Origin of the sequence: Oceanospirillum beijerinckii DSM 7166, assembly GCF_000422425.1 — a bacterium.
Classification (GTDB): Bacteria; Pseudomonadota; Gammaproteobacteria; order Pseudomonadales; family Halomonadaceae; genus Oceanospirillum; species Oceanospirillum beijerinckii.
On the sequence record NZ_KE383829.1, the window covers coordinates 59,310 to 81,835 of the forward strand.

Annotated in this window: 18 protein-coding genes, 3 tRNA genes and 1 pseudogene; 12 read left to right on the forward strand and 10 right to left on the reverse strand. The window is 49.0% G+C overall.

The annotated features are described in order from the left end of the window. Window positions 1-59: 59 nt before the first annotated feature. The 5 genes and pseudogenes from proX to H579_RS0120210 all read right to left on the reverse strand — a co-directional run bounded on the left by proX (window position 60) and on the right by H579_RS0120210 (window position 5,081). Window positions 60-1,046 (reverse strand): glycine betaine/L-proline ABC transporter substrate-binding protein ProX, encoded by a 987-nt coding sequence (proX, locus tag H579_RS0120195; RefSeq protein WP_028302152.1) that lies wholly within the window; start codon window positions 1,044-1,046, stop codon window positions 60-62. Window positions 1,047-1,113: 67 nt separating this feature from the next. Next, window positions 1,114-2,055, reverse strand: a pseudogene (gene proW, locus H579_RS26855) (glycine betaine/L-proline ABC transporter permease ProW); the annotation flags it as partial. A 24-nt stretch (window positions 2,056-2,079) separates the two neighbouring features. After that, window positions 2,080-2,226 carry a hypothetical protein gene (locus H579_RS29760; protein ID WP_245583324.1) on the reverse strand — a complete coding sequence of 49 codons (147 nt, stop codon included), beginning with the start codon at window positions 2,224-2,226 and terminating at the stop codon, window positions 2,080-2,082. A 3-nt stretch (window positions 2,227-2,229) separates the two neighbouring features. Continuing rightward, window positions 2,230-3,420 (reverse strand): glycine betaine/L-proline ABC transporter ATP-binding protein ProV, encoded by a 1,191-nt coding sequence (gene proV / locus H579_RS0120205; RefSeq protein ID WP_028302153.1) that lies wholly within the window; start codon window positions 3,418-3,420, stop codon window positions 2,230-2,232. A gap of 239 nt (window positions 3,421-3,659) precedes the next feature. Further along, window positions 3,660-5,081 carry an aminotransferase-like domain-containing protein gene (locus tag H579_RS0120210; RefSeq protein ID WP_028302154.1) on the reverse strand — a complete coding sequence of 474 codons (1,422 nt, stop codon included), beginning with the start codon at window positions 5,079-5,081 and terminating at the stop codon, window positions 3,660-3,662. 244 nt (window positions 5,082-5,325) lie between these two features. Between H579_RS0120210 and ccoG the strand changes: the two genes are divergently transcribed. Then, window positions 5,326-6,807 (forward strand): cytochrome c oxidase accessory protein CcoG, encoded by a 1,482-nt coding sequence (gene ccoG, locus H579_RS0120215; RefSeq protein ID WP_028302155.1) that lies wholly within the window; start codon window positions 5,326-5,328, stop codon window positions 6,805-6,807. A gap of 200 nt (window positions 6,808-7,007) precedes the next feature. Here ccoG and H579_RS0120220 read toward each other — a convergent pair whose 3' ends face one another. The 5 genes from H579_RS0120220 to hemA form a co-directional block, all read right to left on the reverse strand. Beyond that, entirely contained in the window at window positions 7,008-7,754 is a 747-nt protein-coding gene (locus tag H579_RS0120220; RefSeq protein WP_028302156.1) for a HesA/MoeB/ThiF family protein, read from the reverse strand. A gap of 157 nt (window positions 7,755-7,911) precedes the next feature. Beyond that, complete coding sequence (locus tag H579_RS0120225) at window positions 7,912-8,424, reverse strand: Lrp/AsnC ligand binding domain-containing protein (protein ID WP_028302157.1); 513 nt, start codon at window positions 8,422-8,424, stop codon at window positions 7,912-7,914. A 223-nt stretch (window positions 8,425-8,647) separates the two neighbouring features. After that, window positions 8,648-9,499: a peptide chain release factor N(5)-glutamine methyltransferase gene (gene prmC, locus H579_RS0120230; protein ID WP_036567020.1), complete on the reverse strand. Its 852-nt coding sequence runs from the start codon at window positions 9,497-9,499 to the stop codon at window positions 8,648-8,650. 297 nt (window positions 9,500-9,796) lie between these two features. Next, window positions 9,797-10,879: a peptide chain release factor 1 gene (gene prfA / locus H579_RS0120235; protein WP_028302159.1), complete on the reverse strand. Its 1,083-nt coding sequence runs from the start codon at window positions 10,877-10,879 to the stop codon at window positions 9,797-9,799. Window positions 10,880-11,019: 140 nt separating this feature from the next. Continuing rightward, window positions 11,020-12,270, reverse strand: a complete 1,251-nt coding sequence (hemA, locus tag H579_RS0120240; protein WP_028302160.1) for a glutamyl-tRNA reductase — start codon at window positions 12,268-12,270, stop codon at window positions 11,020-11,022. A gap of 415 nt (window positions 12,271-12,685) precedes the next feature. Here hemA and H579_RS0120245 point away from each other — a divergent pair, with 415 nt between their 5' ends. The 11 genes from H579_RS0120245 to H579_RS0120295 all read left to right on the forward strand — a co-directional run bounded on the left by H579_RS0120245 (window position 12,686) and on the right by H579_RS0120295 (window position 22,526). Then, a complete protein-coding gene (locus H579_RS0120245) occupies window positions 12,686-14,485 on the forward strand; it encodes a tetratricopeptide repeat protein (protein ID WP_028302161.1) in 1,800 nt (599 codons plus the stop codon). Continuing rightward, complete coding sequence (lolB, locus tag H579_RS26860; protein WP_051228078.1) at window positions 14,485-15,108, forward strand: lipoprotein insertase outer membrane protein LolB; 624 nt, start codon at window positions 14,485-14,487, stop codon at window positions 15,106-15,108. Before H579_RS0120245 ends, lolB begins: the two co-directional genes overlap by 1 nt. 203 nt (window positions 15,109-15,311) lie before the next feature. After that, window positions 15,312-16,223 carry a 4-(cytidine 5'-diphospho)-2-C-methyl-D-erythritol kinase gene (gene ispE / locus H579_RS26865; RefSeq protein WP_051228081.1) on the forward strand — a complete coding sequence of 304 codons (912 nt, stop codon included), beginning with the start codon at window positions 15,312-15,314 and terminating at the stop codon, window positions 16,221-16,223. Between the two features lie 39 nt (window positions 16,224-16,262). Further along, window positions 16,263-16,337 (forward strand) — tRNA-Gln (locus tag H579_RS0120260). Between the two features lie 55 nt (window positions 16,338-16,392). After that, window positions 16,393-17,337 carry a ribose-phosphate pyrophosphokinase gene (locus H579_RS0120265; RefSeq protein ID WP_028302162.1) on the forward strand — a complete coding sequence of 315 codons (945 nt, stop codon included), beginning with the start codon at window positions 16,393-16,395 and terminating at the stop codon, window positions 17,335-17,337. 82 nt (window positions 17,338-17,419) lie between these two features. Continuing rightward, window positions 17,420-18,037, forward strand: a complete 618-nt coding sequence (locus tag H579_RS0120270; protein ID WP_036567025.1) for a 50S ribosomal protein L25/general stress protein Ctc — start codon at window positions 17,420-17,422, stop codon at window positions 18,035-18,037. An 18-nt stretch (window positions 18,038-18,055) separates the two neighbouring features. Continuing rightward, window positions 18,056-18,643, forward strand: coding sequence for an aminoacyl-tRNA hydrolase (gene pth / locus H579_RS0120275; RefSeq protein WP_028302164.1), 588 nt, complete (start codon window positions 18,056-18,058; stop codon window positions 18,641-18,643). 51 nt (window positions 18,644-18,694) lie between these two features. Beyond that, entirely contained in the window at window positions 18,695-19,786 is a 1,092-nt protein-coding gene (gene ychF, locus H579_RS0120280) for a redox-regulated ATPase YchF (protein ID WP_028302165.1), read from the forward strand. A gap of 70 nt (window positions 19,787-19,856) precedes the next feature. Then, a tRNA-Met gene (locus H579_RS0120285) sits at window positions 19,857-19,933 on the forward strand. A gap of 59 nt (window positions 19,934-19,992) precedes the next feature. Continuing rightward, window positions 19,993-20,069, forward strand: a tRNA-Met gene (locus H579_RS0120290). Window positions 20,070-20,309: 240 nt separating this feature from the next. Further along, window positions 20,310-22,526 carry a CHASE2 domain-containing protein gene (locus H579_RS0120295; protein WP_028302166.1) on the forward strand — a complete coding sequence of 739 codons (2,217 nt, stop codon included), beginning with the start codon at window positions 20,310-20,312 and terminating at the stop codon, window positions 22,524-22,526.

The window sequence follows — 22,526 nt, forward strand, 5'->3', positions numbered from 1 at the left end:
GTCTGAAGAGACACCTATCGGGTTTTAATCCGATAGGTGTTATGTCAGAAATAGACTATTTATTGTGCAGCTTGTTTCGCTGTCTCTACCCACTGATTAAATGTCTTCAGATTGGCTTTAATCCATAAATCGGCATGACGCTCGATATCTTTCAGCGAGTCCTCGCCATTGCTGATCATCATATTCTCCGCGCTGACCGCGTTGATTGGCAGCTTCATAATCTCAAACAGCTTTGCGGCAGCAGGGTTGTTTTCGGCCCACTTTTTATTGGCAACGATGCGCTCAGAGTTGATATCAAAACCGTAATTCTTACCGTTTGGTAGCTCTGTATCTGTACCATTTGGATTGGCGGAGTAGGGCACTTCCAGCCAGACAACATCTTTTCCCGGAACAAGTTTTCCTGATACCCAATAAGGTGTCCAGGTGTAATAGAGTACAGAGTCTCCCTGCTTAAAGCGTGCGATAGTGTCAGAGATGATTGCGGCGTATTGTCCCTGCTTATGTGTAATGGAATCGCGCAATTTAAACTCGGTCAGTTGATGTTCAATAACGCCTTCACACCCCCAGCCTGCCTGGCAGCCCGCCAGATCTGCTTTGCCATCACCATCGGTATCAAACAGTTTTGCTAGCTTAGGATCTTTCAGGTCATCAATGCTGTCGATGCCATACTTATCGGCTGTTTTCTTATCAATCAGATAGCCCTGTGCTGCACCACTGATATAGGTGCCTTTACGGTAGAATTTGTCGTCACCACCGGCATTCTTGTACATGCTGTTGTGCAGCGGATACCAGTTGGTTGTTGTGAAGGTGATATCACCGTTTGCGAGCGCGGTATAACCTGCGCTGTAGTCCACTTCTTTAATCGGTTTAATATCGTAGCCGAGCTTGGCCAGTGCTTTGTTTACAATGATGGTTTGGAACTTTTCTTCAGCGATAGGGCTGTGGAAGGCCTGAACACTGATGCCTTCCCCTGGTAATGATGCATGAGCGGGTAGACTTAAACCCAGAGCCAAAGCAACGGAAACGGTCACTGTGCGGTAACGCATAATAATCTCCTGAAATTGTTTTTATGTAATAAAATGTCTGTGCTTTAAGGTCGATCCAAATAAGGTGTCAGGCCGAGCCTGCCTTACGATTGACCAGTTTCAGTATCAGGCTGGCAGGGCCGGCTTCATACCAATGTCGAATGCCCTTTGAGCGCGTGTCCTGGCCCAATGCCTGAGTCATGCGATCCAGAATAATGGCCAGAATCACAATGCCGACCCCTCCCACAGTTGCCAGGCCTATATCAAGTCGACCAATACCTCTGAGTACCATCAAACCGAGGCCGCCTACAGAGATCATGGAGGCAATCACTACCATTGACAGGCAAAGCATCAGCGTTTGGTTGACACCGGCCATAATAGTTGGCATAGCCAGAGGTAATTGAACCTTAAGCAGCATCTGTTTTGGGCTGGCGCCAAATGAGTGAGAGGCTTCAATGAGATCGGCGGGTACCTGGCGTATGCCCAGGTTGGTTAAGCGGATAACCGGTGGCATGGCGAAAACAATGGTTACGACGACCCCCGGCACGTTGCCAATACCAAAGAGCATCACAATCGGTACAAGATAGACAAAAGCCGGAGTGGTTTGCATCGCATCCAGAGTCGGGCGGAAGATGTGATTCATCTTCTCGCTTCGGGCCATCAGAATACCTAAAGGTAAGCCCAATAAAATGCAGAAGAATACCGAGGTCAGTACCAGTGATAGGGTGGTCATCGCCTCGGACCAGGCACCAATACCGCCCAGTAGCAATAAGCTTAATACAGTGCCGATAGCCAGGCGTTTATTGGCCAGTTGCCAGGCCATCAGGCCAAATAATGCGATCATCAACAGAGGTGGTGTTGCATTGAGCAGTAAATCAATGGAGTTCAGCGTCGCATCAATCGGGGCTTTAATACCGGTAAAAAAGGGACGAAAGTTTTCCACGACCCATGACAAGCCATCTTCGACCCAGTTTTCCAGGGGAATAACAGGTTCCACAAAAGGATTGAGTAGTGTGGGCTCTGCAACTTCTGTCTCTGGAGCCTTCGCTGTTAGTCAGGTTTCTGATTGGGTTACTTCTTCAGAAGAGCGCTCAGCATTACCCCAGGGGTTCGCTTCGGCACTATTTGTTGACGCAAAAGGGTTGCTGGCTTCGTTTGTCGTTTCACTGGTGCTGGCAAAAGGGTTGTTTTCATCGCTCATGAGTTAAATCTCCCGGTCCAGTGTTTCAAGTAAACGTCCTTTGCTGATATTGCCAAGATAGAGGTTGTTATCATCAACGACAGGGACGGCAACGTTTGCCCTGGCGACAATACCCAGCAGTTCACTGATAGGCGTCTCTCCTGAGATAGCGTTTGGTTCCGTTAAGAGTGCCTGTTCGAGAGTCAGCTCACTCTGTAAGACCTCTTTGAGGGAGTCAACAGAAACGACCCCAATAAAAGCGCCTTTTTTATCAATGATATAGCCGTAATCCCGGTCGTTATCCTGAAGCACTTTTAGTCCCGCTCTTAAGCCCTCACTGGAGTCTTTCTTCACGAGCGTCACTTGCTTTTTAATAGCAATGTCCTTGGCGCTGAAGACGTTACTGACATCAACCCCTTTGAAAAAAGAGCGTACATAATCGTTTGCGGGATTGTGCAGAATCTCATCAGGTGTTCCCGTTTGTACAACTTCGCCACCTTGCATAATGGCGATACGGTCACCAATACGCATCGCTTCGTCGAGGTCATGGGAAATAAAGACAATGGTGCGCTGGTGGTCAGACTGGAGTTTGAGAAGCTCATCTTGCATCTCTGTTCTGATAAGGGGATCAAGAGCAGAGAAAGCCTCATCCATCAACATGATGTCAGGATCATTTGCAAGGGCCCGTGCCAGACCAACCCTTTGCTGCATACCGCCGGAAAGTTCATCAGGGTAAGAGTCTCCATGCGCGCCGAGGCCAACCTGTTCCAGGGCTTGTTGGGCTTTCTCTCTGCGTTGCTGTAGCTCTTCACCAGCCAGCTCAAGGCCGAAGGCCGCGTTGTCTAATACGTTCATATGAGGCATTAGGGCAAAGGACTGGAAAACCATACTGATTTTTTTTCGACGGACGGCCCTTAGCTGCTCTGCATTGATATTGGCAATGTCTTCTCCATCAATCAGTACATGCCCACGGGTTGGTTCAATCAGGCGATTTAACAAGCGCACAAGGGTGGATTTTCCAGAGCCAGACAGGCCCATGATGACAAAAATCTCTCCCTCGTTGATCGATAAGTTAGCTCCCTTGACACCAATGGTGTGCCCTGTCCGGGCAAAAATATCATCTTTACTGACACCCTGATCAAGAAGAGAAAGGGCTTTCTCAGGCTGTTCACCGAATACTTTACATAGGTTTTGCACTTCGAGTTTTACAGGCATAAGTTTTCAAATTTGGCTATTGGTTAAGGTTGCCATCTTTTATTACAGCTGTATCTATTTAGTTTGTTTTCTGGTTTTATTGATTACAGCTATATCCTTTTTATACCATACAGGTTTAGAGTTTTTGTTTCAAAGTGGCTTTTTATTGGGTTTTTTTGGTGGGTGTGGTTTTAAAGTAATTTGTGTACTAAATATCTTGTGAGTATTGGTTTTCAAGAGGGGATCAGTTTGGGGGAGGTCTAAGCGTTCAAAACCTGTCCCAGTTGGGTCAGTGCCTGGGTGCGTTTGTCATCCCAGTGGTGGGCAAAGCTCAGGCGCAGGCAATGGCTATGCTGGCCAGATACGGAGAACAGTGCGCCGGGTGTGATCACGATTCCTTGCTGCAATGCCTGCTGGTAACAGCTCAGAGTATCTTGATGGTTATCCAGTTCTAACCAGAGTGCTAAGCCGCCGTTAGGCTGACTGATACGCGTTGTCTTGCTTAGCTGTTTTGGCCAGTGCTGCTGAATCAGATGGATCAACTGGTCCCGGTTGTTTCGTAACTCCAGTCGCTGGCGCTTGAGGTATGAGCGATAGCCGCCATCTCGAATAAATTCGCAGACACCCTGTTGCAGGTAACGGCTGCTGGCCAGCTGCGTCACCAGTTTCAAACGCAAAATACGGGCATGCCAGCGGGCACCATCGATCCAGCCCAGCCTGAGATCACGAGACAGACTTTTAGAAAAAGAGCTGCAGAGGATAACTCGGTTGTCCTGATCCAGGGCTTTGAGTGGATCTGGTTGCTGTACAAAACCGGTATCGGCGTAGATATCGTCTTCGACAATGGCCAGATCGTGCTCTTCCGCCAGAGAGAGTAGTTTTTTACGGGCGCTGTCCGGCATTAATGCACCGGAAGGCGTGGCATAGGCGGGAGATACGACACAGGCGCGGATCGGCCATTGCTTTAAGGCATTTTCCAGAGCATCCATATCCATACCGTGCACCGGGGAGGAGGGAATTTCGATCACCCGCAGCTCAAGCTGTTCCAGCATCTGCAACACACCGTAGAAGCCTGGTGACTCTACCGCGACAATATCCCCTCGTTGGCAGCAGGCCATCAAAGCCAGAAACATCGCATGCTGGCAGCCAGAGGTAATGCAGAAATGCTCAGCTTTACAATGATAATAACCCCGACGGTGGTAGTGCAGGGCCAGCTGTTCTCTCAAACCAGGATCACCCGCCGGTTGATCATAGTATTGAGATCTATCGCCACGTTGGCTACGCAGTGCGCGGCTCAGACAGCGGTTAAGGGCTGTAATACCCGGTGATGGTTCTCCCGCCTGTAGATCCGGCAAAATATCAAAGGCAGCACTACGACTCATAATATCGGCAAAAACATCACTCAGGCTGACAGGCCGGGGGGGGAGCATGGTGGCGGTGGTGCGTGGTTTTGGTGTTTCTTTGCCGGGTTTGAGTACAAAGTAACCGGCTTTAGGGCGGGATTCTATTAGTCCCAGTGCTTCCAGGCGCTGATAGGCATGTAATACGGTCGCTTTGGAGATCTGCTGCTGTTCGCATAGATCGCGAATTGAAGGCAATCGTTCACCGGGTGGCCAACGTTGCTCCTGTAAGCCTTTCAGTAACCACTTTTCCAGTTTTTGGTAACGATATTCCCGCGGCATTTGCTGTCCCGTTTTTTGCTTAATATTGCATGATTGTTGACCTGTATCAGGTAAGCATCACTATTGGGTGTAAAGTGTTTTTATGCCTGAGCACAGTCAATCACACGAATCTATTTTGACATACAAATTGGGCATACAAAAATAATCTGTGCCTATTATTTTTAATTTTTTTATACCTGCACCTAAAAGTTATTTCCCGGTAATCTTCTCGCCAACCTGAATCCAGATTAGAAGACCGAGTGCTATGGATAAAATACCTGTTGCCCAGATAACCGAGTCTGCAGAACAGGCGGTAAGTTATGTACCGCCAGAAGATAAATTTTATGTTCGCTTGATCGAGGGACGATTCCAGAACTTAAGGCGCATGATCAGCTGGCCGCTGCTGATACTGTTTTTTGCCTTGGCCTGGATTCAGGTGGATGGTCAGCCATGGCTGTTCTTCTCTTTTGCAGAGCGTAAGATTTTCCTGTTTGGCTGGATCGTATCCTGGCATGACCTGCCCATCATGGCGGGCCTGATGATTGCCGGAGCCTGCCTGCTCTTCTTTATGGCCGTCGCCTGGGGGCGGGTGTGGTGTGGCTTTGCCTGCCCGCAAAGTATCTGGACCTGGATGTTTATTCGTATCGAACAGTGGGCCGAGGGGAAAGCCAATGTGCGTGCGAAAAATGACAAGCTGCCGCTGACCGGTAAGCGTCTGGCCCGTCGTATCCTGAAGCATGTGTTATGGCTGGGGGCTGCGCTGTTCACCACCATCACCTTTACTGGTTACTTTGTCCCGGTACGTGAGCTGATTGGTGATCTGGTAACACTGGAATCCTCCGTAATGACCCTGGGCTGGCTGATCAGCATGACCTCTCTGACCTACCTGAATGCGGGGTTGGTGCGGGAAAAGATCTGCCTGCATGCTTGCCCGTACTCCCGCTTTCAGGGCGTGATGTTTGACACTCACACCCGCACCGTTAGCTACGATCTTAATCGCGGAGAACCTCGTCGCTTAAACCGCAAGGCGGCTCAGCAGACGGGCGTGCAGTATGCAGAAGTCAGTAGCGCAAATAGTAGTGCCGGTAGCGTAAATAGTACTGCCAGTAGCTGCTCCAGTACCAAGCAAGGCGACTGCGTTGACTGTAATATCTGTGTGCAGGTCTGTCCTGTAGGTATTGATATTCGTGATGGTCTGCAAGCAGCCTGTATCGATTGTGGTGCCTGTATTGATGCCTGTGATGAAGTGATGGCTAAGATAGGTAAACCAATGGGCCTGATCCGTTTTGCCTCAGAAGCTGAGCTTGCGGGCAGTAGTGAAGCCAAATCGGGGCTGGCCAGTTTATTACGCCCGAAACTGGCAGGTTATGCTTCGGTGGTGGCCTGTTCGATCGTTGCGGTACTGTTTGGCTTTATGAATACCCTGGATCTACTGGTAGAAGTGCGTCGTGATCGTCTTCAGTTATACACCAAGGTGGATAGTGGAACCGTATGTAATAACTACTACCTGAAGGTAGAGGCGTTTGATAACGGCATTAATCAGGTACAGGTTTCGGTTGAGGGTTTGGATAATCTGCAGCTACATGGTCAACCAGAGATCAATATTCACACGGATAATGCAGCCTGGCGCACCTATCGAGTCTGTACCAATCAGGCGCAACAGCCCAGAAGCGAGATCCAGTTTGTTCTCAGCACACCTGATGCAGAAGTCAGGAAGAAAACAACCTTCCTGACCAGCTCAATCTAAGTCGAGGGCGTCGATCAGAATAAATTGATAAGCAGTCTCTCTAAGAGAAAACCTTTTCAGAAGTGGTTGTGATAAGCAATCAAGCCTTGCCCGGTATTAAGGTCGATACCGGGCTTTTTTGTTTGCCACTATTGAAAACGGTTCCATTGAAAAAGGTTCAATGGTGGCGAAGGTTTCGTGAACAGGTTCAATATCTGCGCCTATTTGCCTGAACAAACAGGGCACTCAGGGTCTTTGCTCAGTTTCATACTGCGCCATTGGCTGTTTAGACCATCAAACGCCATTAAGCGACCTATTGCTGTTTCACCGGCACCTGACAGAATCTTTACCGCTTCCAGTGCCTGCATGCTGCCAATAACGCCAACCAGAGGCGCAATGACACCGTTTTCGGCACAGCGTAACTCTTCATCCTCACCCTCTTCATACAGGCAGCGGTAGCATGGGCTATCCGGTTTGCGCGAATCAAACACCGCTAGCTGACCACCAAACTGAATAGCAGCGCCGGAAACCAGAGGAGTCTGCATCTCAACACAGTAGCGATTGATCTCGAAGCGGGTTGAGAAACGATCACTGCAATCGATCACCAGGTCATTCAGAATCACCTGCTGCATCAGCTGATCACTGGTTAGCTTCTCTGGTATGGTAATTACCTGGCACTCAGGGTTAATGGCGTGAATCGCCTCGCGGGCAGAATCAACCTTTAAGCGACCTACATCCTCTTCACCATGAGCAATCTGGCGCTGCAGATTGGAGTGATCCACTTCATCGAAGTCGCTGATAACCAGAGCCCCGACACCTGCTGCAGCCAGATAAAGCGCAACAGGAGAACCCAATCCACCCATGCCTATAATTAATACACGGGCATCCATCAGACGTTGCTGACCGGCAATATCAACTTCCGGTAACATAATCTGACGGCTGTATCTCAGCAGGTGCTGATCATTCATAACCTTGTACTACCTGTATTTAGGGTCAGTGTTTTAAAACAAAGAAGCCCTATATTTTGCAGCCATCAGGCCGGAAAATATAGGGCTCTGTTTATGCCTTTTGATGTTCATAGGCATATGCTGGGAAGAACATGCTAAAACAGCATGTTGAAGATGATCAGGTCAGCTGATTATCTTCAAATTCAGCCAAATCCGGTACATAGATAGAAGCGTCTTCTTTTACTTCTTCCATCACTACATAGCTCTTGGATTCTTTTACGCCGGGTAGCGTCAGCACCACATCTTCCAGTAGTTGACGATAAGCTGACATCTCTGGAATACGGCATTTCAGGATATAGTCAAACTGACCGGATACTAGGTGGCATTCCTGAATCTGAGGCTGTTTGGATACTGCACGACGGAACTCATCGAATACAGCGGAAGACTGAGTTTCCAGACTGATCTCAACAAATACCAGTAGATTAGCTCTCAGATACTTAGGGTTTAGCAGGGCCTTGTAGCCTTTAATTACCTCATTGCGCTCTAAACGCTTAACACGTTCCAGACATGGAGTAGTGGACAGGCCAACTTGGTTTGCCAGATCTACGTAAGAGATACGGGCATTTTCCTGCAGGCAGGCCAGAATTTTTAGGTCGATGCGATCAAGCGCGCGTGGTTTTGAAGGTTTCATAGCGGGTCGAAACGTCTCATCAGTTCAGAATGTTTTGCTGGTTATTATCTTTATCCCAGCAATTCTTGCTGATTAAGCTTAGCGTTAAGCTGCAATAGAATTCAAGGCTTCTCAGGGGGTAAAACACTAATACTTTATTGTTAGCTGCTTTGAATCAGGTGAAAACCTCTGCCTATGACCGGGTTACACCGATCTATCCAGAGTTTTTCACTATAGGATAAGTTTACCAGCGACCATAAGTTGCCCGATCAACCCCTGCTAGATCCTGCAGGCTGGCCACCTCTTTATAACCATTGCCTAGCATAATTTCCTGCACTGCAGCTGCTTGGTTATAACCGTGCTCCAGCAATAACCAGCCACCCTGTTTTAAACAGCGTTGGCTTTGCTGGCAGATGACACGAATATCATCCAGACCATCAGGGCCTGAGGTTAATGCCGATAGCGGCTCAAAACGTACATCGCCCTGAGACAGATGAGGATCGTCCGCTTCAATATAAGGTGGGTTGCTGACGATTAGATCAAACGCGTTATCTGGCAAAGCCTGGCACCAATCCGATTGCAGCACCTTAACCTGCTTTAAACCCAGTTGATCACGGTTTTGCGTCGCTAGCGCCACTGCTCCAGGTTGATAGTCACAGGCGTACACCTGCCAATCTGGCTTTTCACTGGCCAGCGCCAGCGCAATGGCCCCTGTGCCTGTGCCCAGATCTGCAATACAGGCCTCATTCTGGGGTAGCAGTGATAGCACCTGTTCAACCAAAGCCTCGGTATCGGGGCGGGGGATCAGGGTATCGGGGCTAACCTTAAGGTTTAAGCCCCAAAACTCACGATAGCCGATCAGATAAGCCACCGGCTGTCCGATGGCGCGCTCGGCGAGCAAGGCCTGATATTTTTGCCATTGCTCCAGTGTCAGTAGCTTATCGGACCAGGTATACAGCCAGGTCCGGTCTTTTCCCATCACATCAGCTAATAGCAGCTCTGCATCCAGGCGCACGGTATCGGATACTTGATCGGCTTGCTGTAATAACTCACACGCCTTCGCTAATGCTTGCTGGATATCGGGCAGTGCTGCCATGCTTCTATTACCTTCTCAAGTGATATAGATCTGACGGATCTAATGGGCTAACCGTATTGAGCTATTTATAGCGTTACTTGAGCTTATGGATTGACTTAAGCGGCTAAACAAAGCCGCTTAAAATCACCCCATGCAGCACTAATACCATTCCCGATACGCTTTTTGATATCGAATAGGTTTGTATCAAGGTTGAATAAGCGAAACGCCATCCGACACTGACTCCGATATCGGATAATTGTCGGAAGGCGCCTTGCGGCTTTTCCGACCTACAACTACTTATCCGGTTTGGTATAAGGGCTAATCGCTGAGTGCAGCCAGCTGATCCGCTTGGTGCTCAGCTACCAGAGGATCAACGATCTCGTGCAGCGCGCCTTCCATCACTTCATCCAGCTTGTACAGCGTCAGGTTGATACGGTGATCGGTGACGCGGCCCTGTGGATAATTATAAGTACGGATACGCTCCGAGCGGTCGCCACTACCCACCAGATTACGACGGGCATCGGACTGCTCTTTCGCTGCTTTATCTTCTGCAGCCTGTTGAATACGGGATACCAGCAGCGACATTGCTTTTGCTTTGTTCTTGTGTTGAGAGCGTTCGTCCTGGCACTCCACCACAGTACCTGTGGGTAAGTGAGTAATACGGATTGCAGAATCCGTGGTGTTTACGTGCTGACCACCGGCACCGGAGGAGCGGAAGGTATCGATACGCAGATCAGCAGGGTTAATATCTACGTCACCCACAGCATCGGCTTCTGCCATAACCGCTACGGTACAGGCAGACGTGTGAATACGGCCCTGAGATTCCGTGGCAGGTACACGCTGTACACGGTGCGCACCGGATTCAAACTTCAGCTGGGAGTAAACACGGTCACCGGTGATGCGGGTGATAATCTCTTTAAACCCACCGTGCTCACCTTCATTCTGGCTGACAATTTCCACCTTCCAGCGTTTCTTCTCAGCAAAGCGGGAGTACATACGGAACAGGTCGCCGGAGAAAATCGCTGCTTCATCACCACCGGTTCCGGCACGAATTTCCAAAAAGACGTTACGCTCATCGTTAGGATCTTTTGGCAGCAGCAGTTTTTGCAGATCCAGCTCCAGAGTTCCCAGCTCCTCTTTACCGGTTTCGATCTCTTCCTGCGCCATTTCGCGCATTTCAGCGTCGCCGTCATCCATCATCAGCTTGGCTTCTTCAATATTGTCCAGTACTTGCTGATAATGATTGAAGGTTTGTACCACTGGTTCCAGCTCGGAGTACTCCTGAGAGTAGGTGCGGAATTTATTCTGATCAGAGATAATTTCTGCATCGCTCAGCAGTGCCTGCAGCTCTTCAAAGCGATCTTTCAGCAGATCTAACTTGGCAAGAATAGACGGTTTCATAGTGATTCTTCCCCATCGCACTTAAATCAAGGCGATTAGTGTATAAATGATTAAGTAAAGAATAAGACAGTCATTCGAGGTCAGCAGGCAGCACAGTTTTGATCTGGCAACCTGCCTAAAACAGAGGTGAGTTAAAGCAGCTAATCCAGCGCGAATAGGGTGCGTGCGTTATCCAGCAGGTCAGTGCGCTCGTCGGCGGAAGCCTGACGCAACTGTACGGTCGGTTCGTGCAGGAATTTATTGGTCAGACTCTGAGCGAAACGCTTCAGCACCTGCTCCGGGTCCTGGCCGTTTTGCAGCTGTTGCAGGGCTTTATCCAGCTCTTGCTGGCGCAGTTGCTCGGTCTTCTGGCGCAGCTCGCCAATCATTTGACCGGCACCACGGGCTTTACGGGATTGCAGGAAATCCTGCACACCGGCTAATACCAGTTCTTCAGCCTGCTCGGCGGCTTCCTGACGGCTGCGCAGGTTCTCTTCAATGACCTCGCGCAGATCATCCACGCTATATAGGTAGACATCATCCAGATCGCCTACCTGAGGCTCGATATCACGAGGTACGGCGATATCCACCATAAAGATCGGGCGGTGTTTTCTCACCTTCAGTGCCCGTTCAACGGCACCCTTACCGAGAATGGGCAGCTGGCTGGCGGTGGAGGCGATCACAATATCCGCCCGTTCCAGCTGATGAGGGATATCCCCCAATAATACCGCTTCACCATTAAACTCTTCGGCCAACGCCTGAGCCCTGCCTAGAGTCCGGTTGGCTACCACCATATCCCGGACACCGGCATTTCTTAAATGACGGGCCACCAGTTCGATGGTCTCACCGGCACCAATCAACAGTGCCCGGCTTTTGGCTAGATCCGAAAAAATACGCTGCGCCAAGTTGACTGCGGCATAGGCGACTGAAACAGGGTTCTCACCGATAGCGGTTTTAGTACGCACTTGTTTGGCGACAGAAAAGGACTGCTGGAATAGCTGATTCAGCTCTTTGCCCACCAGACCGTTATCCTGAGCATTCAGGAAGGCATCTTTGATCTGACCGAGAATCTGGGGTTCACCCAGAACCATGGAGTCCAAACCGCAGGACACCCGCATCAGATGACGGGCAGCATGTTCACCCAGGTATTCATAGCTGTAACGGGCCAGGTCAGCGAGATCCAACTGATGGAACTGGCTGATCCACTCCAGTACCAGCCCGGCCTCTTCACCTTCGACAACACAGTAAAGCTCCGTGCGGTTACAGGTAGACACAACCGTAGCCTCACTAATAGAAGGATGCTGCTTAAGCTGCAGGAAGGCGCCTTCGAGCTGTTCCGGGGTAAAGGCAACCCTTTCCCGAATCTCGACCGGAGCAGTTTTGTGATTGATTCCAAATGCAAGCAGACTCATAGCAGGACTATCTGTACCGATTTAGCTCTGAACAAGGGTTTTATTAAACCCAGTAAAAACCCCAAGCCTGATATGACCTGGCCCAAACGGGCCCTGCCCGGCTCTTAAGTACGTCTATCTATAAACAGATATAAGGGTAAAGCCTATGTGCATAACCACAAAAAAACTCTGCTATAGAAGAGGGCGAGGATAATAGCACAAGTGTCAGCAACTGACACGCAACTGGCTATCGTACTAAAAGGTGAGTGCTGGCAAACTATGACTCAACTCTGGCAGCCTGCGATAACGATGTTCTTGTTCGATGATGTTCTATGAAAGCGGGAACTGAAAGTGTATTGTGTCATCTCAATATCAGCAGTTAGATAAAAATTTGTCGGCCAGACTGCCACCGACTCATGCAGATCAGGAAAGCGTAATGCGAGGTTTTAGCTCCCCTCTTTTGGCGTGTTTATTATTACTGACCGGCTGTCAGTCTATGACTCAGAGCCCGGATGATGTATCACAAACACAGGCCTCTGCCGTTCAAGCGACACCACAAACCCCTTTGCCTCCAATTCAAGGGCTGGACGCGGAAGGTGTGACGGCTCTGCTATCAGCGGAGATCGCCGGTCAAAGAGATCAGGTCGACTACGCCCTGCGTGTTTATCTGGAGCAAGCGATTCGTCTTCAGGAGCCCAGCCTGGCCCGACGCGCCACCTATATTGCTCAATACGCCGGGGATAATGATTCCGCAGTCGAAGCAGCGGCCTTCTGGAGTGAGAGCGCGCCGGATAATCTTGAAGCCCATCGCATCAACTCCACCCTACTGGTCCAACAGGGGGATCTACTGGCGGCCTTTGAACACCAAAAGCGTTTACTGGAGTTAGGTGAGAAAACTCACTTCAGCTATCTGGCCAGCCAGAGTGAGCGCAAAGCTCCTGCGATCCGTGAAGAGTTACTCATCAACCTACAGAGTTTGCGCCCTGAGTTTCCTCAGCAAGCTGATCTACTGACCGCTATTGCTCAACTGTTAACCTTTAAAGGTGAGTATATCGACGCCCTGAAAGCCGTAGATCAGGCGCTAGCCATTAAAGCCGATGATATCAGCGCTATCTTGCTGAAATCCGGTTTGACCGGACAAGTATCCACCGTTTCTGACGGTCTGAAAGTCTTAAGGCAAGGGATTAAGCAGTACCCGAATAATCTTCGCTTACAATTGGCACTGGCTCGGGCATTGTTAAAAGATGGTCAGATAGAAGAAGCAAAAGAGGTGTTTAACCAGATCTCTGATAAACATCCGGAAAACGGGCAGCTGACCTTGTCTCTGGCGCTGATCCTGATGGAAAGCGGCTTGCTTGAGCAGGCTAAGCAAGAATTGGAAAAGCTGTTGGCCAATCAGCAGGAAACCCATTCTGCTCACTACTATCTGGGGCGTTTGGCAGAACAGCAGCAGGATATTGAAGGTGCTATCTTCCATTATCAGGAAGTGGAGGGCGGTAAAGACTTTCTTCAGGCTCATGCCAGAGCTGCCCGTATACAGATTCAAAGAGGAAAGATCGATGATGCCCGTGTGCACCTGGCTCGCATCCGTCTCAACCATCCTGAGCAAAGGGTAAAGCTCTATCTGATTGAAAGTGAACTGTTGCAAGGTGTTCATGAAACCGATCAGGCTTATGGTGTACTGACCGAAGCAGTCAATACGCTGGGTAATGATTATGAGCTGCTTTATGCCCGCGCCATGTTAGCCCTGCAGTTAAAAGATCTTGTATCTATGGAGGCAGATCTTCGTCTGATTTTGGAAACCGAGCCCAATAATGCCATGGTGCTGAATACATTGGGTTATACCCTGGCAGAATATACGGACCGTTATTCCGAAGCCCTGCTGCTGGTGCGCAAAGCCTATGCGCTAAAGCCCGGTGATCCGGCTATCACCGACAGCCTGGGTTGGGCCTACTTTAAACTGGGTCAGCTCAATGAAGCGATACTCTTTCTGCAACAAGCGTATGATGAAATGCAGGATGAGGAAATCGCCAGCCACTTGCTCGAAACTTATTGGGTTGCGGGTCACAAGGAAGAAGCTATCGCATTGTTACAGGAGGCGGTTCAACCCTTCCCTGAGCATGAATTAATAGAACAGGTGCTACTGCGCTTCCCTGAGCTTAAAAATGCACTGGATAACGACTATCCCTTTGATAACAAAATAAACAGTAATACAGACAAAGAGACTGATGCTTAATGAAATACCTGGCTTTGCTGATTCTTAGCCTGAGTGTGCTGATGACAGGCTGTGGCAGCACGCAGAAACTAGAGCAGACTGAAGACGGTTATATGCAACAGCATACAGAAACGTTGAGTCGCCTGACCCATTGGCAAGTGAGTGGCAAGATCCGTATTAAAACGGCAGATGATTCCGATAGCGCCAATATCGTCTGGCAGCAAGACGGCCCGCTTTATAATATCGTACTTAGCGGCCCGCTGGGTCAAACCGGTGCGACGATTCAGGGTAGTCCCTATCGGGTTAAGTTATCTCTACCGGAACAGCCTCCTTATATAGGCCGTACACCGGAAGACCTACTACATACCCACTTTGGCTGGGATCTGCCATTAAGCCATCTGTTCTATTGGATACGCACCCTGCCGGCACCAGGTAGTGACTATCAAACTCAGAGCAATGAGAAACAGCAGCTGGCACGCATGATTCAGGATGGTTGGGAGATCAACTATGATCGCTACCATACCCAGTATCAGCCTGCGCTGCCGGGTCGTATGAAGATCAAAAAAGAGCAGCTGCAACTGACCTTTATCATTAATCAGTGGCAGATCAGTGATCAGCAGGTGGCTTTACTGAAGGCCCAATAAAGCGCTTTTAGTCTTTTGAATATCAAGGCCTAATCTTCAACATTAAGATGCGGCACAGCCTACCTCTGCTTACAGCTATATATAGATATAGCGGCAACATCTTCTCAAGACATGTTACCGCTACATATAGAAGGTAGAAGGAAAAATTTAATTCCCTGCAGATAACTCCGCAATAACTGAAGCATTCTCGGAATATCGTGATTATGTCCAGCACACCCTCGAACTCAGCAACAACTTTATCAAGTCAAAACTTCACCTTACCGGCTCCCGCAAAATTAAATCTGATGCTGCATATCGTGGGGCGACGGGACGATGGTTATCATCTGCTACAAACCTTGTTTCAGTTTTTGGATATTGCTGATCAGCTGCACTTTGCTTCTGCGGAGTTTGGCACAATCGATCTCATTACAGATCTGGCTGGTGTCGCGACAGAAGATAACTTGATTATGAAAGCCGCGCGTATGCTTGAGCCTTTCTGTAAAGAAAAATGGGGGGCAGATTTCCCCGGTGTAGCCATTACGCTGGAAAAAAACTTGCCTATGGGTGGAGGTATCGGCGGCGGCAGTTCCGATTGTGCTACTACCCTGCTGGGCCTCAACCATTTTTGGCAGCTGGGCCTGTCTATTGATCAACTTGCAGCAATGGGTTTAAGGCTGGGCGCAGATGTGCCGGTGTTTGTCCGTGGCTTCTCGGCCTGGGCCGAAGGTGTTGGCGAACAGCTTACTCCGATTGAGCCAAAAGAGCAGGTGTATATCGTGCTAACACCACAATGCCATATCTCCACTCAGGAAATTTTTTCGCATCCAGAGTTGACAAGAGATACGAAAATAATGAAAATAGCGCGCGTTCTTGATCAGGGCGGTCACAACGACTGCGAACCGATCGCTAAAGCGCTTTATCCTGAAGTTGCCGAAGCTCTCGACTGGTTAAGTCAATATGGCAAAGCACAGATGACCGGAACGGGTGCTTGTGTATTTGCCGGGTTTGATACTGTAGAAACTGCCTCTCAGTTTTTTAGTAAAAAACCAATAGGCTGGCGGGGTTTTATTACCCAAGGGAAAAATATTTCCCCTCTGCACATAGCACTGACTAAACTCAGTACTCAGCAGATTTAATCCAGTCAAGCTTTTAATAGCCAATGGCTATTGTATAGCTGGGGTATCGCCAAGCGGTAAGGCACCGGTTTTTGGTATCGGCATTCCCAGGTTCGAATCCTGGTACCCCAGCCATTTTCTACACAGCACTCGCTACTCCCGTCAGACTGATTCCAAAGGTAGTTTACTCGTGTCAAAATTAATGGTGTTTACGGGGAACGCAAACCCCCAGTTAGCCCGAAAAGTTGTTGATTGTCTGGATATTCGTCTGGGTGATGCCACGGTTGGACAATTCAGCGACGGTGAGATTGCCGTAGAAATCAACGAAAATGTACGTGGTAAAGACGTTTTTGTTATCCAGTCGACCTGTGTACCGACTAACGACAACCTGATGGAACTGATCCTGATGGTTGATGCGCTGCGTCGTGCTTCTGCCCAGCGTATTACCGCTGTAATTCCTTATTTCGGGTATGCCCGTCAAGATCGTCGTGTTCGTTCCGCTCGTGTACCTATTAGTGCAAAAGTGATCGCGGATATGATCGTATCTGTGGGTGTAGACCGTGTTGTGACTGTTGACCTGCACGCGGATCAGATCCAGGGCTTCTTCGAAGTACCTGTTGATAACGTATACGGTTCCCCTATTCTGCTGGACGATATTGAGCGTCAAAACTACGAAGATCTGGTAGTAGTATCTCCAGACGTAGGCGGCGTAGTACGTGCCCGCGCCATTGCAAAACAGTTGAACGATGCTGACCTGGCGATTATCGACAAGCGTCGTCCACAAGCCAACGAAGCCCAAGTGATGCATATCATCGGCGATGTTCAGGACCGTACCTGTGTTCTGGTTGATGATATGGTGGACACTGCCGGCACTCTATGTAAAGCCGCAGAAGCTCTGAAATCTCACGGTGCCAAGCGCGTAGTGGCTTATGCTACTCACCCGGTGCTGTCTGGTCCAGCCATTGATAACCTGCGTAACTCTGTGCTGGATGAATTGATCATCACAGATACTGTTCCTCTGACTGATGCTGCAATTAAGTGTGGCAAAATCCGTCAGCTGACCCTGTCCGGCCTATTGGCTGAGGCAGTACGTCGTGTCAGCAATGAGGAATCCATTAGCGCTATGTTTCGCTAATACGTAACGATTTTAACCCTAACGCTGATTTCTGGTCGCGGAAGTCAGCGTTTTTATATTGTAAAACCTGAGGAAATTCATCATGTCTGATTTCGCTTTAAACGTTGCAGTACGCAGCGACAAGGGGAAAGGTGCGAGCCGCCGCCTGCGTCGTCTGGAAGGTACTACTCCTGGTATCATCTACGGTCTGGGTAAAGAGCCTGTTTCTATCTCTATCGAGATGAAAGAGCTGTTCAAAAAGCTGGAAAACGAAGCATTCTACACTCACATTCTGGACCTGAATGTTGAAGGTGGTGAAAACGAGCAGGTGATCCTGAAAGATCTGCAACGTCACCCATTCAAAGAAGTTATCCTGCACGCTGACTTCCAGCGCGTAAGCGAAGACTGCAAAGTAACGGTACACGTACCAATTCACTTCCTGAACGAAGCGAACTGTAAAGGCGTTAAGACTCAAGGTGGTGTAATTCAGCACAACCTGTCTGAAGTTGAAGTACGCGCACTGCCTAGCCAGTTGCCTGCGTTTATCAACGTTGATATGACTAACGTTGCTCGTGGCACTACTATTCACCTGTCTGACCTGAAACTGCCTGCTGGTGCTCAAATCGTTGAGCTGGCTAAAGGCGCAGATCACGACACTGGCGTAGTATCTGTAAACGCTCCTAAGGGTGCGGCTGCAGAAGAAGCAGCAGAAGAAGAGTAATCTTCTAGAGGTTCCGGTATGAGTGGTATTCAGCTGATCGTTGGCCTGGCGAACCCGGGTACAGAGTATGAGCAAACACGACACAATGCCGGAGCCTGGTTTATCGAGGCGTTGGCGGGGTACTGCGGTACCTCCCTTCGTCTTGAGAAGAAATACCATGGGCTCTATGCCAAGGCCCGCTTTGAAGGTCAAGACCTTCATCTCCTGATTCCCACCACCTTTATGAATCGCAGTGGACAAGCCGTTGCGGCTGTGTGCAATTTCTATAAAATCCCTGTTGAATCCGTACTGGTTGCCCATGACGAGCTGGATATTCCTCCTGGCACGGCACGCTTTAAAAGCGGGGGCGGACATGGCGGTCATAATGGTTTGCGGGATATCATCAGCAAACTTGGCAATAATAAAGGTTTCAACCGTTTACGGCTTGGAATCGGCCATCCGGGCAGTAGTGATAAGGTCACCGGATATGTGCTGGGCCGTGCGCCTAAGGCAGAGCAAGATGCTCTGAATGACTGTATCGATGAAGCGATAAGAGCCCTACCAGACGCTGTGGCAGGTCAGTGGCCTGCGGCGATGAATCGATTGCACAGCTTCAAATCCGCCTGATCCCTCCTCCTTGCCTGATGCCGTTTCAACCACGCAATCAGGATCACCATCATGGGTTTTAACTGTGGTATCGTCGGCCTGCCTAACGTAGGTAAATCGACTCTGTTTAATGCTTTAACCAAGTCTGGCATTGATGCCGAGAACTTCCCATTCTGTACCATTGAGCCGAATACTGGCATCGTACCTATGCCGGATCCGCGTCTGGATGTACTGGCTGAGATCGTAAACCCGGAAAAAGTGTTACCAACGACCATGGAATTTGTGGATATCGCCGGTCTGGTTGAAGGGGCTTCTAAGGGTGAAGGCCTGGGTAACAAATTCCTGGCTAATATCCGTGAAACCGATGCTATCGCTCACGTGGTACGCTGTTTCGAAAATGAAAACGTGATTCACGTAGCCAATCGTGTTGATCCGGCGGCCGATATTGAAATCATCAATATGGAGCTGGCTCTGGCGGATCTGGAATCGGTTGAAAAAGCGATTCATCGTTACACTAAGATCGCTAAGAGTGGCGACAAAGAAGCTAAAGCCCAGAAAGAGTTGCTGGAAAAAATCCAGCCACACCTGGAAGAAGGCAAGCCGCTGCGCAGCTTTGGCCTGAGCGATGATGAACGTAAGCAGCTAAAATCTTATAACTTCCTGACCGTTAAGCCGACCATGTATATCGCCAACGTGGACGAAGACGGTTTTGAAAACAACCCTTATCTGGATGTGGTAAAAGGTATTGCAGCAGATGAAGATGCTATCGTAGTACCGGTATGCAACAAGCTGGAAGCAGAGATTGCAGAGCTGGACGACGAAGAGCGTGAAATGTTCCTGGCTGATATGGGAATGGAAGAGCCGGGTCTGGATCGTGTTATCCGTGCCGGTTACGGCCTGCTGGGCCTACAGACTTACTTTACTGCAGGCGTAAAAGAAGTCCGTGCCTGGACCGTTAAAGTGGGTGCTACCGCCCCTGAGGCTGCTGGTGTGATCCATACTGACTTCCAACGCGGCTTTATCCGTGCTGAAATCGTAGGTTACAATGAGTTTGTCGAATACAAGGGCGAGCAAGGTGCAAAAGAGGCTGGAAAATGGCGTCTGGAAGGTAAAGATTACATCGTTCAGGATGGCGACGTGATCCACTTCCGCTTCAATGTATAATCTTTTTCATATAATTATAAAATAAAGCTTGCACGTGGTGCAGATATCCTTATAATCTGCACCCGAAATTGGCTATGTAGCTCAGCTGGTTAGAGCACAGCACTCATAATGCTGGGGTCGCAGGTTCAAGTCCCGCCATAGCCACCATTTTCAGAAAAGTTGTTCAATGACTGGAACAGGTTGTTAACAGTTTTTCCACAGATTTAGGCTATGTAGCTCAGTTGGTTAGAGCACAGCACTCATAATGCTGGGGTCGCAGGTTCAAGTCCCGCCATAGCCACCATATTAAAAAAACCGCTCAATGAGCGGTTTTTTTATGCCTGCCAAAAATAGATGCAACGGGATAAATTCCGCTTCCAGGTAATAAGCCTGTGATACCCTTAATCTATATCGCCCCTGATATTTCTTTGCATACCTGATGTTAGATCATTGAGTCATGCATCGGATGAGAAAGTCTCCAATGCTGGCTGGCAGAAGTTGGTATGATAGGGGACGTCTTTATCATCAATTATTGGATATCGGCATGACATCAGCACCCAAAACTCTTCTTCGACTGATTCGCCCGGCAGGTAGCCTGCTTATCATGCTGATTTTTCTTTTGCATGCTACCGGTTACTGGAGTTTCTCGGTTTTCAGCCGCATTGAGCAGCTCACCTATGATATCCGTATCAATCAAACGCTGCCAAATGAAGGCGATCCTCAAATTGTGATTGTGGATATTGATGAAGACAGTCTGCGGGAGATCGGTCAGTTTCCCTGGCCCAGGGAATATATCGCTCAGATGCTCTACATTCTCTTTTCTGAGTATGAGATCAGTACAATTGGCTTCGATATCGTCTTTGCCGAGCCTGATCGGCAGGGGGCGAATGAAGTGTTGACCAATATGCTGGCACAAAGACCTGAGTTGAAAGACACCCTGGAGCCTTTGATTGAAGAGATGAATGGTGATAGGCAGTTTGCTGACCTGCTCTCTCAGATTCCTGCGGTATTAGGTTTTTATATGGATCAGGAGCCTGAAGAGCAAACGCCTTCCGTTGGTCAGCTGCCAGCATCTTTAGAGATTGTCAGTCCAATTGAGCCTAAGTATTTTCCCATCCCTAAAGCTCACCGCTTCTCTGCCAATCAGCCTATCTTACAAAGCAGTGCGATGTCAGGAGGCTTCTTTGATAATCCCTTGGTAGGTGATGATGGTGTATTCCGTAAAGTTCCTATGTTGCAGGAGTACAAAGGCCAATACTTTCAATCGTTATCGCTAGGTGTTGTGCGCAGCCTGTTGGATAACCCACCTGTTGAAATGATTGTCAGTGGCGATGAGGAAAACCCTCTGCTGGAGGCGCTGGATATTGGCGGCTTTCAGATCCCTGTGGATAACCACGGGGGGGCTTTAGTACCTTATCACGGAGGCAGAGGAACCTTTGAATATATCTCTGTGATTGATGTGTTCCGCCAGACCGTGCCTAAAGAGAAGCTGGAAGGAGCTATCGTGCTGTTTGGTGCCAGTGCACCAGGCTTATTGGATTTGCGGACCACGCCTATTGAGAGTGTGTATCCTGGGGTTGAGGTGCACGCTAACCTGATTGCCGGTATCTTGCATCAATCCTTTAAGCATCAACCGGCTTACACGATTGGTGGTGAGATTCTGCTGATTATTGTGCTTGGTTTGCTACTCACTTTTGCTCTGCCTAGGGTGCAGCCTATCTTTATCCTGGTGGGCGGTAGTCTGATTTTTATCTGTATCTGGTCGGGTAATCTCTGGTTATGGACCGACTACAATTGGGTTTTTCCATTAGCAACACCTTTATTGCTGAGTGCCTCTATTATTGCCTATCAGTTGGCCTACGGCTATTTGATTGAGTCTAGGGGTAAGCGCCAGTTGACCCGGCTATTTGGTCAGTATGTGCCACCTGAGCTAGTAGATGAGATGGATCAGGATCCTGGTAGTATCAGTCTGGAGGGTGAAAGCCGGGATATGACGGTACTCTTTTCTGATGTACGGGGTTTTACTACGATTTCTGAAGGTCTGACTCCAGAAGAGCTCACCCGTCTGATGAACGCTTTTCTAACACCCATCACAGGTGTGATTCATGATCACAGGGGAACCATTGATAAGTACATGGGGGATGCAGTGATGGCGTTCTGGGGCGCCCCACTAAATGATCCTAAGCATGCCAGTCATGGTGTAAAGGCAGGGCTTGAGATGATCAGGGTGATGCATGAACTGGGTCCTGAGTTTAAAAAAAGAGGCTGGCCTGAGCTGCGAATCGGTGTTGGTCTGAATATCGGGATGATGAATGTAGGGAACATGGGGTCTGAGTTCCGTATGGCTTATACCGTTTTAGGTGATGCAGTGAACCTGGGCTCCCGTCTGGAAGGTTTGACCAAACAATATGGTGTAGACCTTATGGTGAGTGAAACAACCGCTGCAGCGGCTTCTGAGTACGAATACCGTCAATTGGATCTGGTAAGGGTAAAAGGTAAGCATGAACCGGTTGCTATCTTCGAGCCGATAGGCCTGAAAGGTATGCTGGATCAAAAAACCACTGAAAACTTAGAAAAGTTTCATCAGGCTTTGGAGTTTTTCAAAAATCAGCAGTGGGGCTATGCAGAGCGTTTGCTGAATGAGTTAAAGGAAGTGGATCAGCATCTGCTTTACGATGTCTATCTTGAGCGAGTTCAGCACTACCGTGAGGCGCCTCCGGGGGATGATTGGGATGGTGTATTTACTCATACCAGTAAATAG

Bases quoted from the DNA above. Each gene is read 5' to 3' on its own strand.
- H579_RS0120295 (WP_028302166.1), top strand. From the start codon at position 20,310: ATGACATCAGCACCCAAAACTCTTCTTCGACTGATTCGCCCGGCAGGT.
- H579_RS0120245 (WP_028302161.1), top strand. From the start codon at position 12,686: ATGCGAGGTTTTAGCTCCCCTCTTTTGGCGTGTTTATTATTACTGACC.
- proV (WP_028302153.1), bottom strand. From the start codon at position 3,420: ATGCCTGTAAAACTCGAAGTGCAAAACCTATGTAAAGTATTCGGTGAA.
- H579_RS29760 (WP_245583324.1), bottom strand. From the start codon at position 2,226: ATGAGCGATGAAAACAACCCTTTTGCCAGCACCAGTGAAACGACAAAC.
- ychF (WP_028302165.1), top strand. From the start codon at position 18,695: ATGGGTTTTAACTGTGGTATCGTCGGCCTGCCTAACGTAGGTAAATCG.
- ccoG (WP_028302155.1), top strand. From the start codon at position 5,326: ATGGATAAAATACCTGTTGCCCAGATAACCGAGTCTGCAGAACAGGCG.
- proX (WP_028302152.1), bottom strand. From the start codon at position 1,046: ATGCGTTACCGCACAGTGACCGTTTCCGTTGCTTTGGCTCTGGGTTTA.
- H579_RS0120220 (WP_028302156.1), bottom strand. From the start codon at position 7,754: ATGAATGATCAGCACCTGCTGAGATACAGCCGTCAGATTATGTTACCG.
- pth (WP_028302164.1), top strand. From the start codon at position 18,056: ATGAGTGGTATTCAGCTGATCGTTGGCCTGGCGAACCCGGGTACAGAG.
- prfA (WP_028302159.1), bottom strand. From the start codon at position 10,879: ATGAAACCGTCTATTCTTGCCAAGTTAGATCTGCTGAAAGATCGCTTT.
- H579_RS0120210 (WP_028302154.1), bottom strand. From the start codon at position 5,081: ATGCCGCGGGAATATCGTTACCAAAAACTGGAAAAGTGGTTACTGAAA.
- lolB (WP_051228078.1), top strand. From the start codon at position 14,485: ATGAAATACCTGGCTTTGCTGATTCTTAGCCTGAGTGTGCTGATGACA.
- hemA (WP_028302160.1), bottom strand. From the start codon at position 12,270: ATGAGTCTGCTTGCATTTGGAATCAATCACAAAACTGCTCCGGTCGAG.
- H579_RS0120270 (WP_036567025.1), top strand. From the start codon at position 17,420: ATGTCTGATTTCGCTTTAAACGTTGCAGTACGCAGCGACAAGGGGAAA.
- ispE (WP_051228081.1), top strand. From the start codon at position 15,312: ATGTCCAGCACACCCTCGAACTCAGCAACAACTTTATCAAGTCAAAAC.
- prmC (WP_036567020.1), bottom strand. From the start codon at position 9,499: ATGGCAGCACTGCCCGATATCCAGCAAGCATTAGCGAAGGCGTGTGAG.
- H579_RS0120225 (WP_028302157.1), bottom strand. From the start codon at position 8,424: ATGAAACCTTCAAAACCACGCGCGCTTGATCGCATCGACCTAAAAATT.